The organism is Stenotrophomonas sp. TWI602 (assembly GCF_039674045.1).
Taxonomy (GTDB): domain Bacteria; phylum Pseudomonadota; class Gammaproteobacteria; order Xanthomonadales; family Xanthomonadaceae; genus Stenotrophomonas.
The window spans coordinates 20780-39525 of the sequence record NZ_JBDJMT010000008.1 but is presented as its reverse complement, the minus strand read 5'-3'; the positions used below and the strand labels follow the sequence as shown (position 1 = coordinate 39525).

18 protein-coding genes are annotated in these 18746 nt (G+C 66.6%); 12 read left to right on the top strand and 6 right to left on the bottom strand.

Features of this window, described 5'->3' with window-relative positions:
• Positions 1 to 32: 32 nt before the first annotated feature.
• A complete protein-coding gene (locus ABE483_RS10050) occupies positions 33 to 1145 on the bottom strand; it encodes a PLP-dependent cysteine synthase family protein (protein ID WP_313213023.1) in 1113 nt (370 codons plus the stop codon).
• Positions 1146 to 1256: 111 nt separating this feature from the next.
• On the opposite strand from ABE483_RS10050, the gene gloA reads away from it, so the two are divergent.
• Positions 1257 to 1784 carry a lactoylglutathione lyase gene (gloA, locus tag ABE483_RS10045; RefSeq protein ID WP_313213024.1) on the top strand — a complete coding sequence of 176 codons (528 nt, stop codon included), beginning with the start codon at positions 1257 to 1259 and terminating at the stop codon, positions 1782 to 1784.
• 48 nt (positions 1785 to 1832) lie between these two features.
• On the opposite strand, the gene ABE483_RS10040 is transcribed toward gloA, so the two are convergent.
• Positions 1833 to 2195: a hypothetical protein gene (locus tag ABE483_RS10040; protein WP_313213025.1), complete on the bottom strand. Its 363-nt coding sequence runs from the start codon at positions 2193 to 2195 to the stop codon at positions 1833 to 1835.
• Positions 2196 to 2378: 183 nt separating this feature from the next.
• Between ABE483_RS10040 and ABE483_RS10035 the strand changes: the two genes are divergently transcribed.
• From ABE483_RS10035 to ABE483_RS10025, 3 genes are all read left to right on the top strand, one after another.
• A complete protein-coding gene (locus ABE483_RS10035) occupies positions 2379 to 2813 on the top strand; it encodes a VOC family protein (protein WP_346481607.1) in 435 nt (144 codons plus the stop codon).
• Between the two features lie 74 nt (positions 2814 to 2887).
• Complete coding sequence (locus ABE483_RS10030) at positions 2888 to 4207, top strand: putative DNA modification/repair radical SAM protein (protein ID WP_313213027.1); 1320 nt, start codon at positions 2888 to 2890, stop codon at positions 4205 to 4207.
• A 1-nt stretch (position 4208) separates the two neighbouring features.
• Positions 4209 to 5657: a UdgX family uracil-DNA binding protein gene (locus ABE483_RS10025; protein ID WP_346463512.1), complete on the top strand. Its 1449-nt coding sequence runs from the start codon at positions 4209 to 4211 to the stop codon at positions 5655 to 5657.
• A gap of 59 nt (positions 5658 to 5716) precedes the next feature.
• Here ABE483_RS10025 and ABE483_RS10020 read toward each other — a convergent pair whose 3' ends face one another.
• Entirely contained in the window at positions 5717 to 6148 is a 432-nt protein-coding gene (locus ABE483_RS10020; protein WP_176988126.1) for a CBS domain-containing protein, read from the bottom strand.
• A gap of 330 nt (positions 6149 to 6478) precedes the next feature.
• A complete protein-coding gene (gene glmS, locus ABE483_RS10015; RefSeq protein ID WP_346481606.1) occupies positions 6479 to 8320 on the bottom strand; it encodes a glutamine--fructose-6-phosphate transaminase (isomerizing) in 1842 nt (613 codons plus the stop codon).
• A 204-nt stretch (positions 8321 to 8524) separates the two neighbouring features.
• On the opposite strand from glmS, the gene ABE483_RS10010 reads away from it, so the two are divergent.
• The 7 genes from ABE483_RS10010 (at position 8525) to ABE483_RS09980 (ending at position 16323) form a co-directional block, all read left to right on the top strand.
• The gene (locus ABE483_RS10010; RefSeq protein WP_346481605.1) at positions 8525 to 9790 is read left to right on the top strand and encodes an efflux RND transporter periplasmic adaptor subunit; all 1266 of its coding nucleotides are present in this window, start codon (positions 8525 to 8527) and stop codon (positions 9788 to 9790) included.
• A 43-nt stretch (positions 9791 to 9833) separates the two neighbouring features.
• Positions 9834 to 10559 (top strand): ABC transporter ATP-binding protein, encoded by a 726-nt coding sequence (locus tag ABE483_RS10005; RefSeq protein ID WP_176988123.1) that lies wholly within the window; start codon positions 9834 to 9836, stop codon positions 10557 to 10559.
• Positions 10560 to 10567: 8 nt separating this feature from the next.
• A complete protein-coding gene (locus ABE483_RS10000) occupies positions 10568 to 11872 on the top strand; it encodes an ABC transporter permease (RefSeq protein ID WP_313209108.1) in 1305 nt (434 codons plus the stop codon).
• A gap of 16 nt (positions 11873 to 11888) precedes the next feature.
• Entirely contained in the window at positions 11889 to 13109 is a 1221-nt protein-coding gene (locus tag ABE483_RS09995) for an FtsX-like permease family protein (protein ID WP_313219539.1), read from the top strand.
• 1 nt (position 13110) lies between these two features.
• Positions 13111 to 13539 (top strand): PDZ domain-containing protein, encoded by a 429-nt coding sequence (locus ABE483_RS09990; RefSeq protein ID WP_313219538.1) that lies wholly within the window; start codon positions 13111 to 13113, stop codon positions 13537 to 13539.
• Positions 13540 to 13618: 79 nt separating this feature from the next.
• A complete protein-coding gene (locus tag ABE483_RS09985; RefSeq protein WP_313209105.1) occupies positions 13619 to 14959 on the top strand; it encodes a sigma-54 dependent transcriptional regulator in 1341 nt (446 codons plus the stop codon).
• On the top strand, positions 14956 to 16323 hold the full coding sequence (locus tag ABE483_RS09980) for an ATP-binding protein (RefSeq protein WP_313209104.1): 1368 nt from the start codon (positions 14956 to 14958) through the stop codon (positions 16321 to 16323). Before ABE483_RS09985 ends, ABE483_RS09980 begins: the two co-directional genes overlap by 4 nt.
• Positions 16324 to 16386: 63 nt before the next feature.
• Here the strand turns inward: ABE483_RS09980 and glmU are convergent, their stop codons facing one another.
• A complete protein-coding gene (gene glmU, locus ABE483_RS09975; protein WP_313209103.1) occupies positions 16387 to 17751 on the bottom strand; it encodes a bifunctional UDP-N-acetylglucosamine diphosphorylase/glucosamine-1-phosphate N-acetyltransferase GlmU in 1365 nt (454 codons plus the stop codon).
• 85 nt (positions 17752 to 17836) lie between these two features.
• Between glmU and ABE483_RS09970 the strand changes: the two genes are divergently transcribed.
• Positions 17837 to 18220: a GtrA family protein gene (locus tag ABE483_RS09970; RefSeq protein ID WP_346481604.1), complete on the top strand. Its 384-nt coding sequence runs from the start codon at positions 17837 to 17839 to the stop codon at positions 18218 to 18220.
• 85 nt (positions 18221 to 18305) lie between these two features.
• On the opposite strand, the gene ABE483_RS09965 is transcribed toward ABE483_RS09970, so the two are convergent.
• Positions 18306 to 18728, bottom strand: a complete 423-nt coding sequence (locus tag ABE483_RS09965) for a F0F1 ATP synthase subunit epsilon (protein ID WP_019183637.1) — start codon at positions 18726 to 18728, stop codon at positions 18306 to 18308.
• Positions 18729 to 18746 lie beyond the last annotated feature (18 nt).

Genomic DNA, 18746 nt, shown 5'->3' with positions numbered 1-18746 from the left:
GGGCGAGGTTCACGCCGTGCCTGCTGCCCCGCTCAGTACAGCGCTTCCAGCGAGACGCAGGGCAGCACCGGCAACCCCTGCCCCGCCACCGCCGCGGCAAGCTGGGCATCGGCGCCCTCCACGTCGATGCCCTGCTTCGGGTACCACTCCGGGTTGTAATAGCTGTGGGCGTAGCGCTCGCCGCTGTCGCACAGGATGGTCACGATCGAGCCGCTGCGGCCGGCATCGCGCATCAGCTGCGCGGCCTGCAGCACGCCGATGAAATTGGTGCCGGTGGAGCCGCCCACGCGGCGGCCCAGCTGGCGGCTGACGTGGCGCATCGCGGCCAGGCTCAGCGCGTCGGGCACCTTGACCATCGCATCGACACTGGTCGGGATGAAGCTGGATTCCACCCGCGGCCGGCCGATGCCTTCCACGCGCGAGCCACCGCTGCAGGTCAGCTCGCGCCAGGGCTGCCCGGCCAGCGCCGCGCAGTAGCCGTCGTAGAACACCGACACTTCCGGGTCCGCACACAGGATGCGCGTGTCATGCCGGCGGTAGCTCACGTAGCGGCCCAGCGTGGCTGCGGTGCCACCGGTGCCCGGGCTGCACACGATCCACTCCGGCACCGGGTGCGGCTCCTCGGCCATCTGCTTGAAGATCGATTCGGCGATGTTGTTGTTGGCACGCCAGTCGGTGGCGCGCTCGGCGTAGGTGAACTGATCCATGAAGTGGCCGCCGGTTTCGCGGGCCAGCGCTTCCGAATCGCAGTTGAGGTCGCACGCACGTTCCACCAGATGGCAGCGTCCGCCGTGGAACTCGATCGCCGCGATCTTCTCGGGGGAGGTAGTGGCCGGCATCACGGCGATGAACGGCAGGCCCAGCAGCCGGGCGAAATACGCCTCGGATACGGCCGTGGAGCCGCTGGACGCCTCGATCACCGGGCGCCCTTCACGCAGCCAGCCGTTGGTCAGCGCGTACAGGAACAGCGACCGGGCCAGACGATGCTTCAGGCTGCCGGTGGGATGGCTGGACTCGTCCTTGAAATACAGGTCGATGCCCTCGAACCCGGGCAGGTCCATCGGAATCAGGTGGGTATCGGCCGATCGGTTGAAGTCGGCTTCGATCTTGCGGATGGCGGCGGCCACCCATTCACGCTGGGACATGGATGAACACTGCGCAGGGAGACGCCCCATTCTACCCGCCACCCCATCCAGCCGGGACCGCTAAAATGGCCCGTCCGCCGCGCCGATGCGGCCCCCGCCCCAGGATCCCCCATGAGCCTTGCCGCCTTCCAGAACCAACCGGGTGTCGCCGCCCAGGTGCCCGCTGACACCACCGGCTTCGTGTTCAACCACACCATGCTGCGCGTCAAGGACGCCACCGCTTCGCTGGATTTCTACACCCGCGTGCTCGGCTTCCAGCTGATCGATCTGCGCCACTTCCCCGACGCCGACTTCAGCCTGTACTTCCTGGCCCTGCTGCCGGCCGGCACGCAGATTCCCGAAGGTGACGATGCCCGCCGCGTCTGGATGGCCGGGATTCCGGGCGTGCTGGAGCTGACGCACAACCACGGCACCGAAGCCCAGGACGGCCCGGTCTATCACAACGGCAATACCGACCCGCGCGGCTTCGGCCATATCTGCGTGTCGGTGCCGGACATCCAGGCCGCCTGCAAGCGCTTCGATGCGCTGCAGGTGCCCTACCAGAAGCGCCTGGAAGACGGCCGCATGAAGCACCTGGCCTTCATCAAGGATCCGGATGGCTACTGGGTGGAGATCATCTCCAACACGCCGATCGCCTGATCCCCGCCGCTCCGCGGCGCGCCCGCACCGCCCGGCGCGGCGCGGCGGCTACGGCTGGACCTGGAACTCGAAGGCCGCATGGAACGGCGCCTTGGGTGGTACGAACAACGTTTTCCCGGCAAATCCTGCGTCCACGCAGCGCGCGACCGCCTCATCGCCTTCGCGCCAGGTCCGCACTACCCTGCCCTGTGCATCCAGTTGCAGCACCACCGTGAACGCGGCGAGCGTCTCCGGCGCGGGGGTCGGCAGGCAACGCGTAAAGCTGGCACCTCCGACCCGGCTCATGCTGTCCACCATTTCTGTGTAGGCCGCCGGCGCCAGACTGGCTTCATCGCGCTGCGCCAACGCACGCACCTGTTCATAACCCACGTCGCCGGCGAGCGCCTGCGCCATCATCACCATCCACAGCATCGTGCCTCCTCCGCCTGCGCGTTCATGACGTCAGCGCGCAGCGTAGGTCAGCGCGCGGGCCGGCGGAAGGGCCGTGGCCGACACAGGTCCTGCACGTGGTCAGCAAGGTCGACACCGCGGTGATGCCCTGGGCCGCCGCCAGTGGTATATCTGCGCCCCGTCCCACCACCCAACGGAGTCGGTATGGAAACGATGGAACTGCACCGCGGCCGCCTGCTCGATCACCTGCAGCTGGTGGTCCGGGATCTTGCCGCCAGCCGCCGCTTTTACCAGGCCGTGTTCGACACGATCGGCATTCCGATCGCCGGCGAAGGCGACACCTACTTCTGGGCCGATGAGCTGTTCATTTCCACGCCCGACAGCGAGGCAGCGCTCGGCCAGCTCACCGGGCGCCATCATCTCGCCTTCCAGGCCCGCGACCGCGCCACCGTCGAGGCCTTCCACCAGGCCGCGCTGGCCAACGGTGGCAAGGACAACGGTGCGCCGGGCGAGCGGCCGTACCACCCCGGCTACTACGCAGCCTTCGCCCTGGACCCGGATGGCAACAACATCGAAGTGGTGTTCCATGGGCCGGCCACCTACAGCGCGGACTCGGTGAAAGTGACCTTCGAAGGCTGAGTCGGAACCTGAATTCTTCAGGGACTATCTGATGCGTCTCACTGGATGAGATCGTGCCTCGGTACGGTCTTTCCATGGAGACGATCCGCAAACTGGCCATCCTTGCCGATGCCGCGAAGTACGACGCGTCCTGCGCCTCCAGTGGCGCGGGCAAGCGCGATTCGCGTGCATCCGGCGGCATCGGCAGTACCGAGGGGATGGGAATCTGCCACAGCTACACGCCCGATGGCCGGTGCGTGTCGCTGCTCAAGATCCTGCTGACCAACTTCTGCATCTACGACTGCGCGTACTGCGTCAACCGCGTATCGAGCAACGTGCAGCGGGCGCGTTTCAGCGTGGAGGAAGTGGTCGCGTTGACGATGGACTTCTACAAGCGCAACTACATCGAGGGGCTGTTTCTCTCCAGCGGGATCATCCGCAATGCCGACTACACCATGGAGCAGATGGTGGAGATCGCGCGCGTGCTGCGCGAAGAACGCCGGTTCAGCGGCTACATCCACCTCAAGACCATTCCGGAAGCCTCCCCGGAACTGCTTGCGCTTGCCGGTCGCCATGCCGATCGGCTGTCGATCAACATCGAGCTGCCCACCGAGGCAGGGCTGGCCAGCTTCGCGCCAGAGAAATCCCTGCCGTCGATCCGCGGCGCGATGGGCGAGCTGCGCTGGCGCATCGAGGAAGCCAAGGAAGCGCGCACGTCACATCCGGACCCTGACGCGCCATCATCCTCGGCAGCCGCCGCAGCGCCCCCCGCGCCGGCCTTGCGCGGCCGCCGGGCCCGCGCGCCCCGCTTCGCGCCGGCCGGGCAGAGCACCCAGATGATCGTCGGCGCCGACGGTGCCAGCGACAACCAGATCCTCAGCGCGGCCGACAATCTGTACGGCAACTATCGGATGCGCCGCGTCTATTACTCCGCCTTCAGCCCCATTCCCGATGCGAGCAAGGCGCTGCCCCTGCAGGCACCGCCACTGGCACGCGAGCACCGCCTCTACCAGGCGGACTGGCTGCTGCGCTTCTACGGGTACGGCGTGGAGGAAATCACCGATGCCACCCAGGGCGGCATGCTGGACCTGGACATCGACCCGAAAATGGCCTGGGCGATCCGCCACCCCGAGCGCTTCCCGGTCGATCTCAACATCGCGCCCAAGGAGCTGCTGCTACGCGTGCCCGGGCTCGGCGTGCGCAACGTCAAGCGCGTACTGATGGCGCGGCGGCATGGACGCCTGCGCGTGGCCGATGTGGCCCGCCTGCGTGCGCCGATGAGCAAGCTGCTGCCGTTCGTGCAGCTGGCCGACCATCATCCGCGGCGTGCACTGGATGACCCGGCGGCACTACGTGCCCGACTGGCACCACCGCCGCGACAGGGTGCGTTGTTCCCCGACACGGCCGCCCACTGACATGTCGCGCTGGAGTGTGCGGGTCGACCCGGCGTGGTCTCTGGAAGCGTGGCGCACCGCCGCGCGCCTGGCCCTGCGCCACGCGGTCGCGCCGGATCAACTGGACTGGTTGCCTGGCAGCGAGACGTCGCTGCTGGATGCGCCATCGCTGAGCTCGGTGGAGGACAGCGCGCCACCGGCCGAGCCGCAGGTCCATGTCCCCAAGAGCTTTGTCGAGCTGGCTGCCATCTGCCTGTGCCACCGCGATCCGCAGCGGATGTCCCTGCTCTATCGCATGCTGTGGCGCATCACCCATGGCGAACGCAGTCTGCTCACCAACCCCGCCGATGCCGACGTGCTTCGCGCCATGGCCTTGAGCCAGGCGGTACGCCGCGACACGCATAAGATGAAGGCCTTCGTGCGCTTCCGGGAGGTGCCTGGCGAACAGGACGCGTTCATTGCCTGGTTCGAACCGGATCACCAGATCGTCGACCGCGTCGCACCGTTTTTCGCGCGACGATTCGCCGGCATGCGCTGGGCGATCCTGACGCCGTACCGCAGCGTGCACTGGGATGGGCAGCAGCTGTCGTTCGGTCCGGGCGGCCACCAGAGCGATGCGCCGATGGAAGACGCACGCGAAGAATTGTGGCGCACCTACTACGCCAACATCTTCAATCCGGCCCGGCTCAACACGCGCATGATGCAGCAGGAGATGCCCGCCAGATACTGGAAGCACCTGCCCGAAGCCTCGTTGCTGCCACAGCTGGTGCGTGATGCCGGTGACCGGGTGCAGGAGATGCACGACCGTGAAGCGCAGGCCCCGCGGCGGCGCATTCCCCAGGCCATCGCGGCACCGGCGCCGGCCACAGAGACGACGCCTGCCACGCTCGACGCGCTGCGCGATGCCGCCGCGGCGTGCCGCCGCTGTCCGCTGTGGGAACCGGCCACGCAGACGGTGTTCGGTGAAGGTCCACCGAATGCATCGATCATGCTGGTCGGCGAACAACCCGGGGACAGCGAGGACCTCAGCGGGCATCCGTTCGTCGGCCCCGCCGGACAGCTGCTGGATCGTGCGCTGCGCGAACTCGGCATCGAGCGCAGCGCGCTCTACCTGACCAATGCGGTCAAGCACTTCCGTTTCGAGCGGCGCGGCAAGCGGCGCATCCACAGTAAGCCGCAGATGACCCACATCAACGCGTGTCGGCCGTGGCTGATGGGCGAGATCGAGAACGTGCGACCGCAGGTAATCGTCTGCCTGGGGGCGAGCGCGGCCACGGCCGTGTTCGGGGCCGGTTTCAATCTGATGGAGAACCACGGACGCTGGCACGTGCTGGACGACGGCACGCGGGCGTTTGCCACGGTGCATCCGTCGTGGGTACTGCGGCAGACCGGCGATGCAGCGCGCGAGGGCGCCTATCGGCTGCTCAAGGACGACCTCCAGCACCTGGTCGAGGTCCAACGTACACGTTGACCTCGCATGGGGTTGCCGGCCGATGGCCGGCAATGCCCGTCAACGCAGATAGGGCAGCGTCAGTGCGCCGCCATGTAGATGTCCTGCAGGACCGCCTTTTCCAGCTCCAGCTCACTGAGCAGATTCTTCACGATATCGCCCAGGCTCAGGATGCCGACCAGCGTGGCGCCTTCGGTCACCATCAGATGACGATGGCGGGAGTACGTCATCAGCGCCATCGCCTGCTTGAGGCTCGCGTCGGGACCGATGCCTTCCAGCCCTGCCGACGGCAGCGTCGAAATGACCCGCCTGCCCGCCTGGGGACCATCTTCCGCAAGGCTGCGCACGATGTCCTTCTCGGACACGATACGCACCGGTGCATCGTCTTTCATCACCACGAGGGCGGCGATCTTGTGCGCGCTCATCTTGTGGGCCGCGGCACCGATGGTGTCTTCCACATCGATGGTGACGATGGCTTCTTTCTTGGATTGCAGGAGTTCGCGGACGTTCATTCTTGTTTCCTGGTGCAGGTTACTGAAGTCGAGAGATGCGCCTGGTTGCAGCGAGGTCGGTGGCATCGCCACGCGGTCCTCGGTCATTCGATTCTACGTCCGCACCCTGGCCCAAGAGTTTGCAAATCTGGGACGGTTCGTCGTGGAAGCGGGGGACGACCCTGAGAATGGCACCGCCGGTAAAACCGTCGCTGAATGCCGCCGCAGGGCACGACTAAAGTTCCAGTGCCGACGGCCGCGTAGAGCCACCCCATGGGTGGCGCACAAAAAAAGGGTGGCCCCGCAGGACCACCCTCGATACGCGTCAGCGCCGCCTCGGCGGCGGACACATCACTCCACCGTCACGCTCTTTGCCAGGTTGCGCGGCTTGTCCACGTCTGTCCCGCGGGCCAGCGCGGTGTGATAGGCCAACAGCTGCACGGGAATCGTATGCACGATCGGGCTCAGCACACCGGCATGGCGCGGCGTCCGGATCACATGCACGCCTTCGGACTCGACGAAGTTGCTGTCCTGGTCGGCGAACACGAACAGCTCACCGCCGCGGGCACGCACTTCCTGCATGTTGGATTTGACCTTTTCCAGCAGGCTGTCGTTCGGGGCGATCACCACCACCGGCATCTCTTCATCCACCAACGCCAGCGGGCCATGCTTGAGCTCGCCGGCCGGATAGGCCTCGGCGTGGATGTACGAGATTTCCTTGAGCTTGAGCGCGCCTTCCAGCGCGATCGGGTAATGCAGCCCACGGCCCAGGAACAACGCGCTGTTCCTGCGCGCGAAGCGCTCGGCCCACGCGGCGATCTGCGGCTCCATGTTCAGCGCATGCTGCACGCTGCCCGGCAGGAAGCGCAGCTGTTCCAGGTAGTCCGCTTCCTGGGCGGCATCGATGCGGCCATGCAGCTTGCCCAGCACCACGGTGAGCTGGAACAGCGCGGCCAGCTGGGTAGTGAAGGCCTTGGTCGACGCGACACCGATCTCGGCACCGGCACGGGTGTAGCAGACCAGTTCACTGGCACGCGGGATCGCGCTCTCGGGAACGTTGCAGATCGAGAGCGTGTGCAGGTGGCCGAGCGACTTGGCGTACTTGAGCGCCTCCATCGTATCCAGCGTTTCGCCGGACTGGGAGATGGTGACGATCAGGTGCTTGGGATTCGCGTAGGCCGCGCGATAGCGGTATTCGCTGGCGATCTCGACGCTGCACGGCAGCCCGGCGATTGCCTCGATCCAGTAGCGCGCGGTCAGCCCGGCGTAATAGCTGGTACCGCAGGCAAGAATCTGCACGCCTTCGATATCCGACAGAACGCCCTCGGCATTCTTGCCGAACAGGGTGGCCGGGAAACCGCCGGCATCGATCGCCGCTTCGATGGTGTCGCCCAGCGCGCGCGGCTGCTCGTGGATTTCCTTCTGCATGAAGTGGCGGTACGGGCCCAGCTCCAGCGAGGCCAGCGACACATCGGACAGGTGCACGTCACGCACGATCGGCTGGTTGTGCTCGTCATACACCTGCACGCCATCGCGGCGGATATCGGCGGTATCGCCCTCTTCCAGGAAGATCACCGAGCGGGTGGCCTGGAGGATCGCCGAGACGTCGGAGGCGACGAAGTTCTCGCCCTCGCCCACGCCGATCAGCAGCGGGCAGCCCATGCGCGCACACACGAAGTGATCCGGCTCGGCACGACTCATCACCGCCAGCGCGTAGGCGCCAGTCAGTTCCTTGACCGTGCGCTGCAGCGCGGACAGCAGGCTGTCGCCTTCCTTGAGGTGATGGTGCATCAGGTGCGCGATCACTTCGGTGTCGGTCTGCGACTCGAAGGTGTAGCCCAACCCGCGCAGCTTCTCGCGCTGTTCTTCGTGGTTCTCGATGATGCCGTTGTGCACCAGCGCCACGCCGTGGCTGATGTGCGGGTGCGCATTGGCCTCGGTCACGCCACCGTGGGTGGCCCAGCGGGTGTGGCCGATCCCGAGCAGCGACTGGAAGCCTTCGCTCGTGGCGGCCTTCTCCATCTCGGCCACGCGGCCGGTGCGGCGCACACGGCGGACGTCAGCTTCGGCGGCAGTGGTGTCGATCACGGCAATGCCCGACGAGTCGTAGCCCCGGTATTCCAGTCGCTTCAGGCCTTCGATGAGTACCGGTACCACGTCGCGATGCGCGATCGCTCCCACAATGCCGCACATAGATTCAGATCCCTGCTGGTTAGGCTCGCATTCTAGCGTGGCCGCCCCGGCGGCTTGGGCGCTGTCGGCTTAACGAAAGTGTCCGGTCCGGTGTCCGCGGACACGCGGACACGCCACCCCGATCGCAACCCCTTGTTTTCAAAGGGTGAAAAGTTGGCACGAAGTCTGCTTTGGTACTTCACAACCCAACCGCGAACGAGCCCCATGATCCGCGACACTTCCGCCCAGGACCAGACCCTTTCCTCGCATGCCGCGCCCGCCCCGTGGAAGCGCTGGCTGTGGCCGGCGGTCGCCGCGCTGGTCGTGCTGCTGGCGATCGGCTTCGCCGCCCGTGCCTGGCTCGGGGCCAGCCGCTCCTTCGACAGCGCCCGCGTCCGCATCGCCGAGGTCACCCGCGGTGACATGGTCCGCGACATCGCCGCGGACGGTCGCGTGATCGCGGCCAACAACCCGGTGCTGTATGCGATCTCCGCCGGCAACGTGAACCTGAAGGTGGTGGCCGGTGACGTGGTCAAGCAGGGCCAGGAACTGGCCGTGATCGACAGCCCCGAACTGCGCAGCAAGCTGGCCCAGGAACAGGCCACCCTGGCCGGTCTGCAGGCCGAGGCGAGCCGCGCCACCCTGGATGCGACCCTGGCGCGCGCCACGGCCCAGAAGGATACCGACCAGGCGGTGATCGAACGCCAGGCGGCCGTGCGCGATCTGGAACGCTACAAGCGTGGCTTCGATGGGGGCGCGGTGCCGCAGGTCGATGTCGCCAAGGCCGAAGACACGGTCAAGAAGAGCGACATCCAGCTCGAACATGCCCGCAAGGACGCCCTGCTCAAGGCCCAGGGCGCCGACCTCGATGCGCGCAACAAGCGCCTGCTCGCCGACCGCCAGCGTGCGGTGGTGACCGAGGTCGAGCGCCAGGTCGACGCCCTCACGCTGCGTGCGCCGTTCGATGGCCAGGTCGGCCAGGTGCAGGCGACCCAGCACACCAACGTGGTCGCCAATGCGCCAATCCTGGGCGTGGTCGACCTGTCGCGCTTCGAGATCGAGATCAAGGTGCCGGAGAGTTTCGCCCGCGAGCTGACGATCGGCATGCCTGCGCAGCTGACCGGCGGCAGCGGCCAGTTCGCCGGCGAGATTTCCGCCGTCTCCCCGGAAGTGGTCGCCGGCGAGGTCAATGCCCGCATCCGTTTCGCCGACAAGCAGCCGCAGGGCCTGCGCCAGAGCCAGCGGATGCAGGCCCGCGTGCTGCTCGATACCCGCCGCAACGCACTCAAGATCGAACGCGGCCCGTTCGTCGAACAGGGCAACGGCTACGCCTACGTCATGGACGGCAGCAGTGCGGTCCGTCGCCCGGTCAAGCTCGGTGTGAGCAGCCTGGGCGAAGTGGAAATCCTCTCTGGCCTGCAGCCCGGCGATCGCGTCGTGGTGTCCGGCAGTGATCTGTTCGGCGATGCCGAGCGCGTCTCCATCAACTGATTCAGTCCCTTTCGATCCTCTCGACTTTCAAAGGAAAACAGCCATGCTTGAAATGCGCTCGGTCGCCAAAGTCTTCCGCACCGAACAGGTGGAAACCCACGCCCTGCGGTCGCTGGACCTGCATGTCCGCGAAGGCGAGTTCGTCGCCGTGACCGGTCCGTCCGGTTCGGGCAAGACCACCTTCCTCAACATCGCCGGCCTGCTGGAGACCTTCACCAGCGGCACCTACCTGCTCGATGGCCAGGACGTCAGCCAGCTCGGCGATGACGCGCGCAGCCGCCTGCGCAACCAGAAGATCGGCTTCATCTTCCAGGGCTTCAACCTGATCTCCGATCTGAACCTGTTCGACAACGTCGATGTGCCGCTGCGCTACCGCGGCATGCCCGCTGCCGAGCGCAAGGAGCGCATCGAGCACGCGCTGGCCCAGGTGGGCCTGGGCTCGCGCATGAAGCATTACCCGGCCGAACTCTCCGGTGGTCAGCAGCAGCGCGCCGCGATCGCGCGGGCGCTGGCGGGCAGCCCGCGCCTGCTGCTGGCCGATGAACCGACCGGCAACCTGGACAGCCAGATGGCCCGTGGCGTCATGGAGCTGCTGGAAGAAATCAATGCCAAGGGCACCACGATCGTGATGGTGACCCACGATCCCGAATTGGCCGCCCGTGCCAAGCGCAACGTGCACATCGTCGACGGCCAGGTCACCGACCTGCTGCGCGACCCGGTGCTTTCCACGCCGCGCCCCGCGGTTGCCGCTGCCATCGCCAACGACTGAGGCCGGCCATGATCGCTTACTACTTCCGACTGGCCCTGCGCAGCTTCCGGCGCAACAAGGTGCTGACCGCGCTGATGGTGATCGCCATCGCGCTGGGCATCGGCGCGTCGATGACCACGCTGACCGTGTTCCACGTGCTGTCCGGTGATCCGATTCCGCAGAAGAGCGACCGGCTCTTCAGCGTGCAGATTGATCCACAGTCGGCGCTTGGCTATCAGCCTGGCGAAGAACCGGCCGACCAGTTGACCCGCTTCGATGCCACCAGACTGCTGAGCGAGAAACATGCCAAGCGCCAGGCGATGATGACCGGTGGCGGCGTCACCATCGAGCCGGACAGCAGCACGCTGCGTCCGTTCGTCACGGATTCTCGCTACACCTCGGGCGACTTCTTCCCGATGTTCGATACCCCGTTCCAGTACGGCCAGGGCTGGAAGGAATCCGATGACGAGGGCCGCGGCAGGGTCGCGGTGATCACGAAGACACTCAACCAGAAGCTGTTCGATGGCGCCAACAGCGTCGGCAAGTCACTGCGCATCAATGGCAACACGATGACCGTGGTGGGCGTTCTGGACGAGTGGCACCCCAACCCGCACTTCTACGATCTCAACACCGGTCGCTATGGCGACAGCGAAGATGTGTTCGTTCCCTTCACCACGGCCATCGAGCTGAAGTTCGACCGCAGCGGCAGCATGGACTGCTTCGGCCGCCGCAACGAACCCGATCCGACCGGCCCGACCGCCAGCTGCACCTGGATCCAGTACTGGGTGGAGCTGGAGAACGCCGGGCAAGCTGCGGAGTACCGCCGCTACCTGGAGAACTACTCCGACCAGCAGCGTGCGGCCGGCCGCTTCGAGCGTCCCAACAACGTCCGTCTGCGCAATGTCATGGAGTGGCTGGACTACAAGAAGGTGGTCCCCGGTGACGTGCGCCTGCAGCTGTGGTTGGCGATGGGCTTCCTGCTGGTCTGCCTGATCAATACCGTGGGCCTGCTGCTGGCCAAGTTCCTGCGCCGCAGCGGCGAGATCGGCGTGCGCCGGGCGCTGGGTGCCAGCCGCGGCCAGATCTTCCTGCAGTCGCTCATCGAGGCCGGTACGGTCGGCCTGGCCGGCGGCCTGCTCGGCCTGGTGCTCGCGATGCTGGGACTGTACGCGGTGCGCCAGCAACCGGTGGACTACGCCAAGCTGGCCACGCTGGATGGGCAGATGCTGCTGATGACCTTCGCGCTGACCTTGGTCGCCAGCCTGTTGGCCGGTTTCCTGCCGGCGCTGCGCGCCATGCAGGTCGCGCCCGCCATCCAACTCAAATCGCAGTAAGGATCCGGAGCACACCATGGATATCCGTCCCATCCTCTCCACCCTGCGCCGGCATAAAACCGCCGCGTCGCTGATCGTGCTCGAGATCGCCCTGACCTGCGCCATCGTCTGCAATGCGCTGTTCCTGATCGGGCAGCGCATCGAGAAGATCAACCAGCCCAGCGGCATCGCCGAGACCGAACTGATCGAAGTCCGCCTGGGCGGCATCGGCACCCAGGTCAATGCGGCCGCGCGCACCCGCGAAGACCTGGCGGCGTTGCAGGCCATTCCGGGCGTCAAGAGTGCCGTGACGTTGAACCAGATTCCGTTCCGCAACAGCTCCTGGAACACGGGCCTGGGGCTGACCCCCAACCAGGAACGCTCGACGCTGAGCACCTCCCAGTACTTCGCCCGCGAAGGCGCGCTGGAGACACTGGGCGTGGAGCTGATCGCCGGCCGTGATTTCCAGAGCGACGAATACCGCGACGCAGCGGATGCCCTGACCGACGAGAACGCCGAAAAAACGGGCTCGGCGATCATCGTCACCAAGGCGATTGCCGACAAGATGTTCCCCGGCGGTGATGCCTTGGGCAAGACGGTCTACAGCGGTTCCATGCCGCTGCGCATCGTCGGCATCGTCAAGGTGCTGGCCCGCCCGAACCCGGTTGGCGGCGACATCCAGTATTCGATCATGCTGCCGTTGCGGGCGACCTACGACGAAGGCTTCTACCTGATCCGTGTCACCGATCCCGCGCGTCGGGACGAGGTGATCAAGGCAGCAGTGACGGCACTGGAACGTGTCGATTCGAGCCGGCTGATCCGCGGCAAATCCACCTACGAGGAACAGCGCAGGAAGTACTTCGCCAACGACCGCGCCATGGTCGGCCTGCTGATCACCGTGTGCGTTGCCCTGCTGGTGGTGACGGCACTGGGCATCGTTGGTCTGGCCAGCTTCTGGGTGCAGCAGCGCACCAAGCAGATCGGCATCCGCCGGGCGCTGGGCGCGACCCGCAGCCAGATCCTGCGCTACTTCCAGACCGAGAACTTCCTGTTGGCCACGGTTGGGATCGTGTTGGGCATGTTGATGGCCTACACGATCAATCTGTGGCTGATGAACAACTACGAGCTGCCACGCATGCCCATCAGTTACCTGCCGATCGGCGCGGTACTGCTGTGGCTGCTGGGCCAGATCGCTGTCTTCGGCCCGGCCCGTCGCGCCGCCGCCGTCCCCCCTGCCGTTGCCACCCGGAGTGCCTGAAATGCGCCAGACCAATACCAAGACCAAGACCAGGATCACGACCCTGTTGTTGTCCCTCCTGCTGGCCAGCGCACCTGCGCTGGCCGCCACCCAGACCGATACCGCACGCCTGGAGTGGCGTGACGCCGGCCACCATCTGGTGGTGGATGCCCGGGATGGCATCGTGCGCGTCACCACCACCGAACCGAGCAGCTACTTCGGTGTGCGCAGCGGCGACCGGATCCTGCGCGTGGATGGCCAGCCCGTCCGGCGCATGGCCGACCTCACCCATGCGCTGGTTGGCAACAAGGCCACCCGGGTGCCCGTCGTCGTGCTGCGCAAGGGCGACCAGGTGACCGTGGATGTCGACACCGCCGCCTGGAGCGAGGTGCTGGCGGTCGAGACACCGCCCATCCCCCAGCCCGCAACGCCGCCACGCGCCGGCGGCTGAGGCCTGCCACGCCGGGCCATCTGCCCCTTGGCCCGGCGCTCCGGTACTCTTGATTCCACTTCCGGTCCTACGTTGCCGCATGCCCTCGATCCTGATCATTGACGACAACGCCAGCGTCGGCACCGCACTCGACGTGCTGTTCTCGCTGCACGACATCGATACCCTGCACGCGCTCTCGCCCGAGCAGGGGCTGGCGCTGCTGGAACAACAGCCGGTGGATCTGGTGATCCAGGACATGAACTTCACCGAGGACACCACCTCCGGCGAAGAAGGCGAAGCCCTGTTCCAGCAGATCCGTGCACGTCATCCGGACCTGCCGGTGATCCTGTTGACCGCCTGGACACATCTGAGCAGCGCGGTCGATCTGGTCAAGGCGGGCGCGGCGGACTACCTGGCCAAGCCATGGGACGACCGCAAGCTGCTGATCACGGTCAACAACCTGCTGGAGCTCTCCGAAACCCGCCGCGAACTGGACCGCCGCCGCGACCGCGAGCAACGCGATCGCTCGGCGCTGGAGGCCCGCTACGATCTGCGCGGTGCCGTGGTGGCCGATCCGGCCAGCGAGCGCGTGGTCAACCTGGCCTGCCAGGTGGCACGCTCGGCACTGCCGGTGCTGATCACCGGCCCCAACGGCGCGGGCAAGGAGAAGATCGCCGAGATCATCCAGGCCAACTCGCTGGTGGCCAAGGGGCCGTTCGTCGCGCTCAACTGCGGCGCGATTCCGTCCGAGCTGATCGAGGCGGAATTGTTCGGTGCCGAGGCCGGTGCCTACACCGGTGCCAACAAGGCACGCGAAGGCAAGTTCGAGGCCGCCGATGGCGGCACCCTGTTCCTGGATGAGATCGGCAATCTCTCTGCCAGTGGACAGATGAAACTGCTGCGCGTGCTGGAAACCGGCCGTTTCGAACGGCTGGGTTCCAACCGCGAGCGGCAGGTGAAGGTCCGCGTCATCAGCGCGACCAACGCCGATCTGCCCACGATGATCCGCGATGGCCAGTTCCGCGAGGATCTGTACTACCGCCTCAACACTGTCGAGCTGGCGCTGCCGGCCTTGGCCGACCGCCCCGGCGACATCCTGCCGCTGGCCGAACGCTTCCTGGACACTGGCAAGCCATTGTCCACCGCGGCGGCCACCGCGCTTCAGCGGCATGCCTGGCCGGGCAATGTGCGCGAGCTGCGCAACGTGCTGCAGCGCGCCCAACTGTTCGCGACGGGACCGCGCATCGAGGCAGGCGATCTCAACCTGCCGCGCGCCGCGGCCCCGCGCGCGGCCAGCCCGGCCGTGGACCCGGACCGCAGCCGGATCGAAACCGCACTGGCGCATAACCACGGCATCATTGCCCAGACCGCTGCCGAACTCGGGCTCAGCCGCCAGGCGCTGTACCGGCGCATGGACCGTTACGGCATCCCGCGCGAATGAAGCGGCGCTCGTTCACCTTCCGGCTGTTCCTGCGGCTGCTGCCGGTCCTGGCACTGGCAGCTGCATTCCCGTGGTATCTGGCGTTCTGGCTGGACCATGGTTGGGCGGTCACCTGCATTTCGGTTGTCGTGCTGCTGGCGCTGATGTGGTGGAGCCTGCGCCGCGCGACCGCACCGATCCGCTCGTTGCTGCGCGCCCTGTCCGGCACCACCAGCAGCTACCGCGACGGTGAATACAACTTCGGCATCTATTGGCCCTCCAATGATGAGCTGGGCGATCTGGTCCAGGCCCACCGCGAACTCGGCGACGTGCTGCGTGCGCAGCGCCAGGACCTGGTCCAGCGCGAGCTGCTGCTGGACACCATGGTGCAGAACACGCCGGTATCGATGCTGTTGCTGGCGCACGGGGGCGACGGCGTGCAGCGCGTGGTGTTTTCCAACCTGGCGGCGCGCAAGTTGCTGCACAACGGTTGGAAGCTGGAGGGCCAGCGCATGGACGACGTCATGGCGACGATGCCGATCGAGCTGCGCGACGCCATCGCCCGCGGGGGCGACAGCCTCTTCGCGGTGCGTGGCGAAGGCCAGGACAGCGACGATGAGCGCGATGAGGACGACGAGCAGATCTATCACCTGTCACGCCGCAACTTCCATCTCAACGGCCGCCCGCACGATCTGCTGTTGATCCGCCTGCTGACCGCCGAACTGCGCCGCCAGGAAGTGCAGACCTGGAAGAAGGTGATCCGGGTGATCAGCCACGAGTTGAACAATTCGCTGGCCCCGATCGCCTCGCTGGCGCATTCCGGTGGCGAGCTGGTCCGGCGCGGCAAGACCGAGCGGCTGGAAGAGGTGTTCGCCACCATCGAGGAGCGCGCGCGTCATCTGGAAGGCTTCATCCGCGGCTATGCGCGGTTCGCCAAGCTGCCACAGCCGCAGTTGCAGACCGTACAGTGGAACCTGTTCCTGGGCGGGCTGCAGCACCAGATTCCGTTCCGGATGGCCGAGGTACCCGACGATCTGCAGAGCCGCGTGGACATCGCCCAGCTCGGGCAGGCGCTGCTGAACCTGCTCAAGAATGCCCATGAAGCGTGTGGCGAGGCCGAGCCGCCGAATGACGACGTCGAGGTCCGCCTGACCCGCCTGCCCCAGTGGCTGCGGCTGGAAGTACTGGATCGCGGCAAGGGCATGAACGAGGCGGTGCTGCAGAACGCGTTGATGCCGTTCTATTCGACCAAGCGCAACGGCACCGGGCTCGGCCTGGCGCTGACCCGTGAGATCGTCGAAGCGCATGGTGGCCGCATTTCGCTGCAGAACCGCCGCGAGGGCGGTCTGTGCGTGGCGGTGTTCCTGCCGGCTGACGCCCGGTAGACCGGCCGCTGGGCGGCACCGTCGTGGCCCCGGGATCGCCTGGTTGCCGGCCAGCGGCCGGCACTACTTCTTCGTCGGGCGCTTCCAGCCGTCGATGGTTTCCTGACGTGCGCGGGCGACGGTCAGCTTGTCCGCCGGGGCGCCGCGGGTGATCACCGAGCCAGCGGCGACGGTTGCGCCTTCCCCGATCACGACCGGCGCGACCAGCGAGCTGTTGGATCCGATGAAGGCACGATCGCCGATCGTGGTCTGCGACTTGTTCACCCCGTCGTAGTTGCAGGTGATGGTGCCCGCACCGATGTTGACCTTGCTGCCGATCACCGCGTCGCCCAGATAGGTGAGGTGGTTGGCCTTGCTGCCGGCACCGAGCACGACTTTCTTGGTTTCCACGAAGTTGCCCACGTGCGAGCCCTCCCCCAGCACGGTGCCGGGGCGCAGCCGCGCGAACGGACCGATGTCTGCCGCACCTTCGCTGACCACGCCCTCCAGATCGCAGTGCGGCTTGACCACGGTGCCCGCGGCCAGGGAAACATCCTTGAGCCGGGTGAACGCGCCGATGCTGACGCCATCGCCCAGCACCACACGTCCCTCCAGGATCACGTTGACGTCGATCTGCACGTCGCTGCCGACCGTGACGGTGCCACGGATATCCAGCCGTGCCGGGTCCAGTACGCGTGCGCCCTGCGCGCACAGCGCACGCACTTCGCGCAGCTGCCAGGCGCGTTCAAGCTGGGCCAGCTGCCATGGATCGTTGGCACCTTCGGCGTCCTGCGGGTCCTGCACGAACGCCATCTCGGCCGGCGTGTAATCGCTGGCCGCCGCGGCAAAGATGTCGGTCAGGTAGTACTCGCCCTGCGCGTTCGCATTGGACAGCTGCGACAACCAACGGCGCAGTGCCGTGGATTCGGCGGTGATGATGCCGGTATTGATGGTCCGGATGCTGCGCTGTTCGTCGGTGGCGTCTTTCTGCTCGACGATCGCCCCGACCTTGCCCTCGGCATTGCGCACGATGCGCCCGTAGCCCGTCGGATCGGCGACCTCGGCCACCAGCACGGCCAAGCGGCCCGGCTGCGACAACAGGTGGCGCAACGTCTCGCCGCGGATCAACGGCACATCGCCGTACAACACCAGAACGGTTGCCGCATCCGGCACTTCCGGCATGGCCTGCAGCACGGCATGCCCGGTGCCCAGCTGCTCGCTCTGCTCCGCCCAGCGCAGATCGGGCTGATCGGCCAATGCCTGCCGCACCGCTTCGCCGCCATGGCCGTACACCACGTGGATCGCTTCAGGCTGCAGCTGACGCGCGGTCTCGATGACGTGCGCGAGCATCGGGCGGCCGGCGATCGGCTGCAGCACCTTGGGCAGGGCCGACTTCATGCGCTTGCCGGCGCCGGCGGCCAGGATGATCACGTGCAGGGGCTGGGTCATGGGTAGATCACGTTCCGGGTATCGTTGATGGGAATTCTAGTGCGACGCTCGTTAACATGTGGGATTGTCCGCACCCGGAGTACACGTGAGTCTCCTCCGCCAAGGCAGCCGCTATCTCGTCGTCGGCCTGGTCCAGCTGGTGTTGGACTGGGCCGTGTTCGTGGCTGGCACCGCACTGGGAATGCCAGCGGCACCCGGCAACCTGCTGGGGCGCGTGAGCGGCATGCTGCTCGGCTTCTGGCTCAACGGCCGCTACACGTTTGCCCGCGATGGCGAGCATCGTCTGGGCTGGCCACGCTTTGCGCGCTTCCTGCTGCTGTGGGCCGTGCTGACCGCGATCAGCACGCTGCTGGTGACCCTGGCCGCCGAGCACCTGGGGCTGCGCTATGCGTGGCTGGCCAAACCGTTGGTGGAGGGCGGGCTGGCCGGGCTGTCATTCCTGCTGATGCGGAGCCTGATCTTCCGCTGATCCGGCGTACCGGGAGGCAGGCAAAAAAAAACGCCGGCAAGCCGGCGTTTTCCCCTTCGCGGATGGCGCCGTCGCGCCGCCCCGCTTAGTGCTTGAGGTTCTTGCGCAGGCGCTCCAGCGCCTGCAGCTGGGCGGACACTTCCGCCAGGCGCTGCTGCGCTTCGGCCACTTCCATTGCTTCACCACGGTTGGCCAGGATGCGCTCGGCTTCTTCCTTGGCCTTGCGGACCGAGGCTTCGTCGATGTCCTGGGCACGGATCGCGGTGTCGGCCAGCACGGTCACGACCTGCGGCTGCACTTCGAGAATGCCGCCGGAGATGGCGAAGTCGATCTGCTCGCCGCTCGGCGTGGTCACCACCACCTTGCCCGGCTTCAGACGGGTGATCAGCGGGGCGTGCTTGGGCGCGATGCCCAGCTCACCCAGCTCACCGGTGGCCACGACCAGGGTCGCCTCACCACGGAAGATTTCCTGCTCGGCGCTGACGATGTCGCAACGGATGGTGCTCATGAAACTCTTCTCGCTTTA